This window comes from Bacillus sp. AFS029533 (assembly GCF_002585125.1).
Taxonomy (GTDB): Bacteria; Bacillota; Bacilli; order Bacillales; family Bacillaceae_G; genus Gottfriedia; species Gottfriedia luciferensis_B.
In genome coordinates, this window is the sequence record NZ_NUQC01000021.1 from 413918 (window position 1) to 426698 (window position 12781).

A 12781-nucleotide genomic window follows, 5' to 3' on the forward strand; every position below is an offset into this window, starting at 1 on the left:
ATTGAAAAAAAATAGTATTATATTTAGTGTTTTAGTTACTATAGCCTTTAGTTCGTTAATTTACTATTATATTAATAATGAAAAACCAAATAAACAAAACAATACGGCAAATATAATGGAAGAAAATAAAGACTTAATAAAAAGTTCAGATGATAACAAGTCTAATCCTTCAAACTATCCATTAAATAACCAATCAAATAAAATAGAAACCGTAATTGCTAGTGCATCTCTTTTTGGTAACTTTGATCGAGTCGAGGACTTAATGAAAGATTCCGATTTAGTCGTAAAGGGTACTGTAAAATCAGTAGAACCGTATGTCGTAAAAAATAATGCTGGAATTGGTAGACCGTATACTAAATTAACTTTTAAAATCAAACATGTTCTATCAGGAGACAAAAATTTAAAAGGAAAAACAATTTCGATATTAGAATATGGAGGAATAATTTCAAAAAAAGACTTTGGTCTAGATAAAAAGTTCAAAGATTTATCAAATTCAGAGCTACAGGAAAAACTTGAAGTATCGTTAGAAGGTATTCCCAATTCTAAAGCTGGTCAAAATATGGTCGCTTTTTTAGTGGATGATAAAGATGCCATAAATACAGAGTCTAAGTTATATGGGATCAGAGGAGCATACAAGGGCAGATTTACCCAAGACACTAAGACGAAGAAATATAAACGTGGTATACCTAAAAATGTAACTACAGAAGAAGAAGGTACGGAATTGAAAATTAATGATGCTGTTACGGAACTAAATAATCAACTAGAAAGCTAAATAATAATGTTTCATATTAGGAAAAAGGACTTGAAATATAACCAAGTCCTTCTCACTTAAAAGTTTATTTTTCAATTAATTCTGTTTTATTATCATCAGTCCAATTCTGAACACCGTCATCTTCGTCCAATTCGATAATTACGTCCGTTACACCTTTTTCTTTCATGATTTTTTCTTCTAAACGATCTTTTATGTCATCAGCTTGAGCTATAGTTAAATTAGGATCTAATTCAATTTCTATTTCAACATGTAAATCTTCACCCTCTTTGACAACCGTAAGAGCTTGAATATCTTTGACATCTGGATCTTCCATTACGATTTCACCAATCTTGTCTTCCATTTCTTCATCAGATTCACCAATTACACCTGCAGCATTATCAAGAAAAACTTTTCCAACAACAAGGAACATCAAAATACCGATGATGACAGAAGCAACACCTTCCGCTTGATGAAATGGTGTAAAGTAAGCAATGATTACAGCAATCATCGCTAATAATCCACCTAAAGTTGCTACTGTATCTTCTAAGAAAACTAATTTTGTAGCTGGTTTTGCTTTTCCTAAATTAGAAATTGCCTCTGTAACTACGCCAAAACCACTTGTTGTTATTCCTAATTCATGACTAATTTCTTTCATTGCTTTGTAAAGTACAAATGCTTCAAGCACAACCGAAGCACCTAAAATAGTAAGGGTAATAGCCAGTCCTGAAGAGTGGGTTGGATGTACAATATGATGAATTCCTTCGACAATCGTTTCAAACGCCATAATTCCTACAATTAATACTGCTCCAAGTAAAACTAAATTAACTAGTCGACCAAATCCGTTTGGGAACCGATCTGTTGGTGCTTTTTTACTTAAAGCTGAACCGCTAAAAACAAAAAGTTGGTTCGCAGTATCGGCAGCACTATGCATCATCTCAGCAAAAAGTGCAACACTTCCTGTCATGCTAAACCCTATTCCTTTTATTATCGCTATTACAGCGTTAACAATAGCTGCTAATAATGCAGATTTATTACCTTTTTTTAAAAGCTGTAAAAATTCTTTCATTCTATACTCCTCTTCACTAGTATTTTTATATTATGTATTTTTATATTTTTTATTAGCTAACTCAGGGAAAGTTCATTAAATTCGAACTAACAACAGTTTATTTTTTACTTATTTGGAAAGATATGTAATTTAATATTACCATAGGTTTTCGTTATTCTTTTGTATCTTCAACAAAAATATTTCTGTTCGGCTAAAATATTTGACGAGTTGAATAGAAACTCATTTTCTTTAACAAACGAAGGTTCCACTATAGACGAAAAAACAAATAGAAATCCAATAGATAAATCACGATAATTGCCAATGTTATTCCTATTAAGAAAAAAAATATCTTTTTTAAAAGCTTTTTTTTAGTAAAAATTGAAACCCATAAACAAAATAATGCTAATAATAAAATTGGTACCGTTAGTAGCATAATCAACAACTATCTTCACATCCTTTAACTGAGATTCCTATGTCATACTTAAATTTTTTTGAGGTTCAAAAAAAGCTATCTAAAAAGACAGCTTTTAATAATTTATATGCAGTTAATGAAATGTATTAGTTCCATTTCAATTTTTAAAACCATTTTTACTTTTTACTTTCCTTAAAAGATACATGTTCTAATCTCTTTTCCATTAGTTCAGCAATTTGTTTTGACTGTGGATCTTTTTCTTTTTGTAAATTATCAATGATATGATTATAATCCTTTTCGCTTCGGTTCTGGCTCAATTTATATGAAGCCTGAATTTCATTCACCTTAATCTTAAATCCAACAATACCTTTAAGTTCACTTTCTAAAAGGTCTGGAGAAAGTTTATCCAAGAGTACTGGGTTTTCACGATTTTTCTCATATTTTTCTAGCATGATTGTTAGTTCATCTACTAATTCATCTCTTTCTAAAATGCTTGCTTTTCCGTAAACATGCACGGCTTGATAATTCCAAGTTGGAACTTCCTCAACTTCATACCAAGAAGATGAAATATAAGCGTGAGGTCCTTGAAACATAACAAGCACTTCTTCACTATTCTCAAATGTTCTCCATTGTGGATTTCCATATGCAATATGTCCAGTAATATAATAATCTTCACCTTTTTTAGTTATACCTAAAGGTAAATGAGTAGCAATTGGTCTACTCTGTTTTGTTGTGATAATCGTACCAAATGAGTTTTTTTGAACGAAATCCCAAATTTCTTTAGGATTTGTGACTTTATAATATTTTGGAATATACATAATCCAGAATCTCCCCTTGTTTTTTGTTGCAAATGCAATAAAAATATCACTCATTAAATCTAACTCAATTTCGTTGCATTTGCAACAAAATTCCCAAAAGTTCTAATACTTAATTTCTTAAAATTGAAGCTCAGTTAAATAAATGTTTATTTTTAAACTAAAAAAAGTTGTCTAATTAGGCAACTTTTAGAACCCTTATCAAGAATTAATTACAACCACTACCCACTTAACAGAATGAACTTTATCTGCCTTTTCATTTACACTTATTCGTCAACTCGGTTATATGTTTGTTCTAATAATGTTATGGTTTTATCTGTCACCTTTACCGTTAAAATGTTTGATGTCCCTTTTATTTTCAGCTTCACTTGTTTGTCGGTCGACGAGACGATTTTGTAATGTCGTTCCAACGTTTGGTTAAAAGAAGCCATTTTCGTAGTGTACCTCATAAGAACCCCATGCTTTGTTTTTTTGTCTTCTTTAAATTCAATCTGATAATCAACATCTTCATTCGATTTCGTTGTTTTTGTGTGGTAAGACCATTTTCCGAACAGTTTGTCTTCTGCAGCATGATGATTACATGCACTAAGAAAGATAACGAACAAAAAAGGTAGAACGATTTTTTTCACGATAGACCTCCAATAAATAGATTTATGATTTTCTGACGAAGCCTGTTTCCGATTTATACTATAGCCCCGACTACTCTTTTCTACTTAGTGTATATTGATCCATTGCACACTCACCCAATGTTCAACTTTTTATAACACTATGATTTATCTTTTTCGTAACTCTTTTACAATTTGACTTAAATAATAAACTATCATAATCATGCAAATTGATACTACTAAATCCATACCTCTATATCCATCAAATCAGTCTATACCATATTTATTTGTAAATTCATTTTTATTTTATCATTTAACCAAAAAGTATTAATCAATCAAAAGACTCATGGAAATTTAACTAAACTGACATTTTGTTCAATAAAAAACGGGCCACTTTTGTGACCCGTTATCTTCAAGTATCTCACTGCCTTAATCGCATGACATTATTTTATAATAAGTAAAATAATAGCTCTTCAAATGATATTCTACTTTCACTTAGACCTTCTTCATCTTCCGACCCAATCATTTTTATTTCTTTTTCATTTAATACGATGTCTTTAGTCGGATTTTCAATTTTACGTTTGAAAATGGATTTTAATAGGACTATTTGAATCTCAGACATTTCATATTCTTCTTCCCACTCATTTATAGCATTTTCCACATTATCTATTTTTCTTTCTATAAGAAAACCACCATTTTCAATAAAATCCTCATAAGTATCATGCGAGTATACTCCATCAAGATTTCCCCTAAATGCAGTTGTTATAACTGGAACTGTCTTTTCTTCAATCTCATCTAATAAATATAGCGGGGAATTCCGCCTATTTATCTACAAAAGTTAAATTTTTCTTATGTATCTAACCCACCATTCACTATGCTTTTTAGTTAGCTCTTTTTTTTAACGATTGAGCTTAGCTTTCTTTAGATATGTGTCATTTATCTATATATGAAGAAACTGATTTTCATAGAAGTTGAATAAGAAAATCAACAATCTACTTTAGCAGAGCATAAATTGAAATAATTTTTGACAAAAAAAAGAGAAAATCAATCAAGATAGACGATTTTTCTCTTTTCTAGGTAAGTATAAAAATTAATAATTGTAATGCATTCTATTCGATACTAAACCTTATTTTATCAATGATTCATACACAGCAGTCGCCACGGCTTTATATTGTCCTGTAGCAAAGTCATCCCCTACAAATTTGTTCGGATTTATTAGTGGATCAATTACAGGTGAATGTTTTTTATTTGTCAATAAGACAATCCCTAAATTATTATCCGGATCTATAATCGTCAGAGTGCCTACCCAGCCGGTATGTCCAATCGCATTTGGACTTGCATACAATCCAAACGTAGACGACATACTTGGAGAGCCATTTCTTCTCCACCCTAAGCCATAGGTTGGATTTAAATCGGAAGGTGCTGAAAATTGATCAATCGTCTTTTGATCAAATAATTTTACTTTGCCATATCCACCTCCATTTAACATTACTTGCAATAGAACCGCTAAATCGCTTGTCGTAGAGAACAGCCCCGCATGACCAGAAACGCCACCCATAGAGTAGTTGGCCTTCTCATCATGCACTTCTCCCTGTATTGTGTATGTACGAATGTTTGGAAAAGAAATGATACCGTCACGTGAATTCCCCATTAACTCGGTTGCCGCGAAATCTTTCGGTTTGAATCCTTTTTGCAAAGGGTTAAACATAGTGTGTTTTAGACCTAATGGCTTATAAATCGTATTTTCTACATAGTCGTCTAGTCTTTGGCCAGTTATTTTCTCAATGATAAATCCGAGGATCATATAATCGACGTCACTATAAATGTTTTTCGTACCAGGTACGTATTCTAACGGTGTTTCAGCGATTTTTTCAAATGTTTCATTACGGTCTTGTGTATACAAGGAACCTGCTACAGTAGGATTGTGGTATTGCGGATCAGCCGGAAAACCAGCAGTGTGGTGTAAAATATCGATTAAGCGTAGGGTATCCTTCCCTTTAATTATATCAGTTGATTTGTCTTTAAAATTTGGAAAGTATGATTGTATAGTTGAATTCAAGTCTATTTTTCCGGTACTAACAAGATGTTGCAAAGCGAAGTTAACTGCATACATTTTAGTGTTTGATGCCAAATCAAACATTGTATTCGTCTTCATTTTCTGAGGATGTTTCAGTGGTGATAGCCCATCGTATTTTTTCGAGTACCCATAAGCAGTGTTTTTTACAATTTTTCCATCTTTAATAATCATTAGAACTGCACCTGGAAAACCATTGTTTACATCCTGCTGGATCAATTCATCTACTTGTTTTAATTTCTCTGATGAAAATCCAACCTCCTCAGGACGTTTTACTTTGCTCAACACGGGAAAGTTATCACTATGTTTGATTTGTTTCATTCCATTCACCTCTGCCTGGATTGAGGTTTTCTCTACATTTGTTTGAGCATAGCTGACAGAACCTGTTGTAGTAACCAAAGCAAGCGATAGTGTTGACGTTACAATACTACGAGTCAATCGAGCCAATTTAAATCTCCTCCCTTTAAAATAAAATAGCCAAACGATCATAGGCCAAATCGTTGAAATATTCGTTTCATTTTTGAAAATAAAATTCAAAATTACATTTCATATAATTGAAAGAAAATTCCAACTATTTTTAGTATAAAGGCGAGATTCGTAGTTTGTAAAGTTTGATTATTCTTCTACCAAGGGAAAGGATTGTAAATTTCTATCTTTATAATATAAAAAACGGATAGCCAATATAGGCTATCCATTTAAACTAAATTTATGCTTCAACAACATCTACAACATTTGCTTGCTGATAAACTTCTTTTTCGAATTCTCCTGTAGCTTTACTTGTTAGAATACCTGATGTCATTGCGCCACTAACGTTTAGAGCTGTACGGCCCATGTCAATTAGAGGTTCAACTGAGATTAGTAACCCAACAATTGCGATTGGAAGATTCATAACTGATAGTACGATAAGAGCTGCAAAAGTTGCTCCTCCACCGACACCGGCTACACCGAATGAACTGATTGCTACGATTAAAATTAGAGAGATAATAAATGATGCACTTGTTGGATCAACACCAGCTGATGGAGCTACCATTACAGCTAACATTGCAGGGTAGATACCAGCACATCCATTTTGGCCGATTGAAAGTCCAAACGAACCAGCGAAGTTTGCAATTCCTTCTGAAACACCAAAATCTTTTGTTTGTGTTTTGATTGTCATTGGTAATGTTCCAGCACTTGTACGTGATGTAAATGCAAACGATAAAGTTGGTAAGGCTTTTTTCACATATCTTACTGGACTTAGTTTTGCAAATGATAATAATAATAAATGCACAATAAACATTAAGATTAAAGCCACATAAGACGCTATTACAAACTTACCTAATTTTACGATTGCATCATAATCACTTGTTGCTGCTACTTTTGTAATGATTGCTAAGATTCCATAAGGTGTTAAACGAAGAATTAACGATACGACTCTCATCGTTATTGTATAAAGTGTATCAATTATTTTACCAAAAAACTCTGCAGTTTCAGGCTCTTTACGTTTTACCCCTAGGTATGCAATTCCCACAATCGCTGCAAAAATGACAACTGCAATTGTAGATGTTGCACGTGCACCAGTTAAATCTAAAAATGGATTACTTGGAATTAATTCAAGGATTTGTTTTGGAATTGTCATCGCTTCTACAGTTGGCACACGGCCTTGTAATTCTGTAATTCTAGCAGTCTCTGCAGCTCCTGCTGATATTTTAAATCCATCAAGGCCAAAACCTAAAGCGGATCCAATTCCGATAGCTGCTGAAATAGCTGTTGTACCAAGTAGAATCCCAATAACAAGGACACTAATTTTACCGATATTTTTAGTTAACTTTAATTTTGTAAACGCTCCGACAATCGAAACGAATACTAGCGGCATAACAATCATTTGTAATAGTTTTACATAACCGCTACCAACAATGCTAAACCAGTCGATTGTTCCGACTGTAACGTCATTTTCAGTTCCATAGATTAGATGAATAATATAACCAAAAATAAGACCTAAACCTAAACCCGCGAATACACGCTTTGAAAAAGATACATGCTTCTTTTGCATAAAATACAAGCCATACATAAGTACTAATAAGATTACAACATTTACACAGATAAGAAATGTATTCATTTTTCTCCCCCTTTTCTTTTAATAATCTAATTTACGAAAATATTAATACAAGTATTCCTATAAATCAAGTAGGAATTATTAATTATTTGTAAAATTCCTACTTTTTTATCATTTAGGCACAATTTATCTAGAAATCTATTACTACTTAATTAATAACGCTTCACCATATTGATCAAATGCATGTTTAAAATCAAAAGCAGTAGGAGTTGGTCCATTTTGAATGTAATAGTCATATCTTTTAAAGGCCTCTTCCCATGAAACATCGCTTTGCTTCTCTGTCCACCATATAACATATGAAAGGTGCTGTTCTTTATAAGATTCCATCCATTTGCTTCGATCTTTTAATGCTTGCTTATGGTGCCCTGAGTACGTAAAACGATATAAGGATTCTAGATTCTTCCATACTGTTAGTGTAAGTATAGGATAACCATCCCCCTTACTAGCTTCTTCAGGCAGAGAGATTCCATCAGATGAAAACGCGTCAATCATGTGTCCAGATTTTGTAGCCTGACGAAAGACATCATTTCCTACAGAAAAAAATTGTCGAGATGCAGTGTGGTCATATGGGTGTTTTAGCCTACCAACTGTATAGATTGCAACAAAAGCCATAAATAGTCCTCCATAGACAGGTTTTATTAAATTTATATTCCAGTAAGCTTTTATTTCATAACTAATTCTTTTTTTCAATATTTTTATATTTTGTAGAGAATTGGATAAAGTCGGACACTTTGTGGACTTTATTGAATATCGAATTCAGTATTCTGTACACAAAAAAAGACAATCAACTAGGATTTCTCCCATTTGATTGTCTCTAAAAATAAGATTCTAGTTAATTCCTAATTGCGTTTTAACAAGGTCGATTGTTGTACCTTGATATTTCTTAACTGGTTTTGGAGCATCTGTTACGGTTGGGTTTTTCATCATATAGTTTTGCTCAATGAAGGCAAAATCTTTTTCATCCGTAGTACCGTCGAAATTAATATCTGTTGCTCGATTAGCTGTACCCCAGTTTGATTTCATCGCGATTGCATCCTTAACATCAATGACATCATCATTATTGACATCTCCAGCAATTAGACTAATGCCACCAATTAATTTTGCTTCTCCAAGAACACCATTTTCAGTAGTTTTTCCAATCGTAAAGATCGCTTTCGTTGTGAAGTGACCTGGTACAGCCATTTCAACTGTAAATGGTTTATCCGACAATGGAAGATTGAATACTTCAAAAAACGCCTCAGGATGAACAGTTACATTGGTATAAACATTATTTTGATCATCCATTACTTTGATTTTAGCCCCAATTTTTGAGTAATCGTAAGGAGCAATCTGCATTCCTTGTGGTGTAAAGTAACCTTCTGGAATTAATTTTGCAGCCATTTGTGAAAACGTAGGTAATACTCTGAACGACTTCATAAATCCAGGTGCACTTTCTTGTGAACCAGATTTATTTGTAACACTTGCTTTTAGGTCTTGAAGTTCATACCAGCCCTTGTTAAAGTTATCACTCTTAGCTTTTACCTGAATATCAAGAAGTGGTACTTCACCAGAAACTGGCTTTGTTAACTCTACTGTTACTTTCATATGTTTTCCACTTGTTGAATTTGATTCTTCAGTTGTTACTGAGCTAATTTGACTTTTCGTTTGGGAATTTTTCAATACATCCACAATTTCAAAGTTGTACGGAGCATAATCAAATTCAAATGATACTTTATTTGTTTTATTTAAGTTATGTGCAGATAGAGTGGTTGAAACTGTTTCGCCCATTTTAATCGTTTCTTTATTCAAGCTACCTGTTACATATGGACTACCTTTTTTAACAAAAAGCGTTTCATTCATTCTACCAAAATCACCATTTGACGCGGAGTCCATTGCAAATGAGTAATATCTTGTAAAATTAGCGTTTGGATTTAATTTAACTTCACCTTTGTAATTACCATTTTCGTCAACAGTTAACTCTTCTGAAGGTGATGCAACCCAACCATAAGGACCCATGAATGTACCATAATACCCAACAACTGAGTTATATGACTGGTCGATATCAAATCCCATCGTTTTCATATCCTCAATATCTTTATCAAACACTTTTCCTGAAAAAGGAATAGATTGTTGACCATCTTCGTATTCGTAAACTCCGAATGGTAGACTATGTTGAACAGTTGGATTATTTTCTTCGACATAGACTTTCGTTTCGGAAGTAAAGGTCTTTCCTTGGTCATTACGTCCAATAAATTTAATTTTATATAAACCAGGTTTTGCTTGCACATACTTGTAAACTAGCGGACTATTCGGATCGGCAGAGAATGGAATATAGATTCCACCAAAACCGTTCGCTACTCGATACAGAACGTTTTCATCTGCAGCAATTCCATCTAATGTTCCAATAATACCGAGGTCTTCATTCGTTTTAGCATCTGTCAGTACTACGTCAATATAACGCATATGAGACTTCAATTGAAAGAATAGATCTGTGCGTGGTCTCGTAAACGGATGATTGTCATACGTATTACTTGTTAATGCATATGGAAACGCACCTACTTCTTCAATACCCTCTTCTACGAAACGCGCTGCAAACGGAATTTGATATGTTTCATCTGGATTTTGTTTGTTCGTGTATACAATATATCCCTCATAGGTCCCTTTTTCAGCATTTGCCCGAATATCTATAAATACTGCATGTTTCTTTTGTTGACCTGGCTTAACCTTTAACTCTGAATCTACTGTTATTTTTACATTATTAGCCACAGCATCTTTTGATATTCTTGAAGACTGATAAACTACTTTTACATCAAACGTTTTCGTTTCCTTGCTATCATTTCTTAATACTACATTACGATGATCTTCTCTATTTACTCCAGTTGATGTAAATGTGCCGAAGCTAATAGCTCCTGTCGTTTCCTTAATCGTTTTCATTTTATTGCCAATCATTGTATCAGTAGTGTCCAGTACCTCTAAATTGACTCCAGCATGTACTGCTTCATATGCATCTACGCGCCCTGCCCCAACTTCATAAACACTATACTTATCATTTAATGGATCGGCAGTATTCATTAAGTTAGCTTTTACATCTAAAGGTGTATAATCCGGATGTGCCTGTAATATTAATGCAGCAATACCTGCTACATGTGGACTTGCCATTGATGTTCCTGATAAACGAGCATATGCATGTTTATAGTCACCAAGCGATGCACTACCAGCAAAATGTGTTGGCACTGTAGAAAGAATATCTACTCCTGGTGCAGTCACTTCAGGTTTAATATCATACGTTACACGCGCCGGACCACGTGAACTAAACGGAGCAAGTTTGTCACCTTCTGTCTTCACTTGACCCAATTTTTCAAATGAATAGGTAGTATCTCCTGCTTTTACTTTTTGTAATAAATCTAGTCCTTGGGCATTTGTTAATGAGAATGTAGGTATATTCGCAACACCTTCACCTAAATAGTTCGGAACATATCCTTCTTTCGGATCATTATTATAGATAAATAGTGCCGCTGCTCCTTTTAGCTTTGAAAATTTGATTTTATCGTTTAATGTAATGCTACCACGCTGAACCAAAGCAATTTTCCCTTTAACGTCCTTACCATTATAATCTGCCAATGTTCCAAAACCTGTATCTACTACTTGTAAGTTTTGACCAATAAAGTTTTGAATTTGGTCTGTAAAACTCTTAGCGATTAAGCGAATGTCTGCAGCCGTTTTTCCAGTGCTTGTTTGAACTGAACCCTTAAGTTCTTCTATCGTAGTCGGTACACTGCTTGCCCCAACAGCTAATCCTAATGGTGCATTTCCTGGCGTTCCAACCGTATACATACCGTTACCAGCATTTCCGGCTGCTAACACAGCTGTAACACCTGACAATACTGCGTTATTAATTGCAAAGGCAATTGGATTCATTGGATCATTGTAATCAGATCCGAGTGATAGATTGATTACATCCATCCCGTCACTCACAGCTCGATCAATCCCTGCGATGATTGCTTCAGATGAACCTCTTCCGTACGGACCAAGTACACGATACACGTATAAATCGGCACCAGGAGCAATACCTGTAACTGAATATTCAGAGTCAGCTGTACCTTGACCAACAATTGTTCCAGAAACGTGAGTTCCGTGAACGGTGTAATATGTTGCCCCTGCATTAACTTCTAGCTGTTTTGATTTTTTCCAATCGTCATAGGTTGCTTCCATAGGGTCAATATCATTATCGACGAAATCATAGCCACCTTTATAAGCAGCTTTAATATCTGGGTGATTGTAGTCAACTCCTGTATCGATGACCCCTACTTTTACTCCTTTACCTGTATATCCTTCTTCATGAAGCTTGTCCACTCCTAAAAATGGATTCACATCTCCTTCAGGAAAATCACTAGTTTCAGTACTTTCTTGTTCAACAGGAGGATCCACTGTTATTTCTTTACTTTCCCATACAGCTTTAACAACTTTGGATTGCATCAAAGCTTCCACCTTATTAGCGGGAATTTGCATAGATACACCATTAAATGCATGTTTGTATTTTCGCTTAATTGTGTATGGCGTTTTAATTTTATCCTTTTTAAAAATGGATATTATATCCTTTTGGAAGTTCGAATGAGAATCTTCAACTTGTTGATCAGCCTGTGATATGCTTAATGATTTACCTTCAGCTTTCGCAGACATGACCGCAGTTTTAGATGGTAATGTTTTAAACTGAACGATTACCGTAATTTTTTCATCACTGTTCAAATTAACATCCGGGCTGATTTGAAGCCCTGATTGATCGCTCATTTTTAATTGAGTCAAAGCTTTTCTTTGCTCTGGTGTTAGCTTAGATAAAATTGAATCTGTATTCATTGCAGCTTGTACTTTCACTGGTTTAATCCCAGATGACGATACAAAACCTCCAGCTATTAAACTAGTTCCTATAGCAAGTGCAGTAACTGATTTTGTAATGTTTTTTCTCATCTTTTTCTCCCTTTTCCCTTTAAGTAAGTGATCATTAAAC

9 protein-coding genes are annotated in these 12781 nt (G+C 33.9%); 1 reads left to right on the forward strand and 8 read right to left on the reverse strand.

The annotated features are described in order from the left end of the window. Nucleotide 1: 1 nt before the first annotated feature. Complete coding sequence (locus tag COE53_RS13035; protein ID WP_069035042.1) at nucleotides 2-772, forward strand: hypothetical protein; 771 nt, start codon at nucleotides 2-4, stop codon at nucleotides 770-772. A gap of 64 nt (nucleotides 773-836) precedes the next feature. Here COE53_RS13035 and COE53_RS13040 read toward each other — a convergent pair whose 3' ends face one another. The 8 genes from COE53_RS13040 to COE53_RS13075 all read right to left on the reverse strand — a co-directional run bounded on the left by COE53_RS13040 (nucleotide 837) and on the right by COE53_RS13075 (nucleotide 12741). After that, a complete protein-coding gene (locus tag COE53_RS13040) occupies nucleotides 837-1817 on the reverse strand; it encodes a cation diffusion facilitator family transporter (protein ID WP_091022562.1) in 981 nt (326 codons plus the stop codon). Nucleotides 1818-2384: 567 nt separating this feature from the next. Further along, the gene (locus COE53_RS13045) at nucleotides 2385-3026 is read right to left on the reverse strand and encodes an FMN-binding negative transcriptional regulator (protein WP_069035044.1); all 642 of its coding nucleotides are present in this window, start codon (nucleotides 3024-3026) and stop codon (nucleotides 2385-2387) included. A gap of 263 nt (nucleotides 3027-3289) precedes the next feature. Further along, nucleotides 3290-3652: a lipoprotein gene (locus COE53_RS13050; RefSeq protein ID WP_069035045.1), complete on the reverse strand. Its 363-nt coding sequence runs from the start codon at nucleotides 3650-3652 to the stop codon at nucleotides 3290-3292. Between the two features lie 424 nt (nucleotides 3653-4076). Next, nucleotides 4077-4250 (reverse strand): hypothetical protein, encoded by a 174-nt coding sequence (locus tag COE53_RS23985; protein ID WP_175403529.1) that lies wholly within the window; start codon nucleotides 4248-4250, stop codon nucleotides 4077-4079. A gap of 504 nt (nucleotides 4251-4754) precedes the next feature. Beyond that, nucleotides 4755-6023: a penicillin binding protein PBP4B gene (pbp4b, locus tag COE53_RS13060; protein ID WP_286143739.1), complete on the reverse strand. Its 1269-nt coding sequence runs from the start codon at nucleotides 6021-6023 to the stop codon at nucleotides 4755-4757. 385 nt (nucleotides 6024-6408) lie between these two features. Beyond that, complete coding sequence (locus COE53_RS13065) at nucleotides 6409-7800, reverse strand: L-cystine transporter (RefSeq protein WP_091022567.1); 1392 nt, start codon at nucleotides 7798-7800, stop codon at nucleotides 6409-6411. A gap of 141 nt (nucleotides 7801-7941) precedes the next feature. Beyond that, nucleotides 7942-8409, reverse strand: a complete 468-nt coding sequence (locus COE53_RS13070; protein WP_091022569.1) for a DUF3291 domain-containing protein — start codon at nucleotides 8407-8409, stop codon at nucleotides 7942-7944. A 216-nt stretch (nucleotides 8410-8625) separates the two neighbouring features. Then, nucleotides 8626-12741 carry a S8 family serine peptidase gene (locus tag COE53_RS13075; protein ID WP_091022571.1) on the reverse strand — a complete coding sequence of 1372 codons (4116 nt, stop codon included), beginning with the start codon at nucleotides 12739-12741 and terminating at the stop codon, nucleotides 8626-8628. Between the last annotated feature and the right edge of the window lie 40 nt (nucleotides 12742-12781).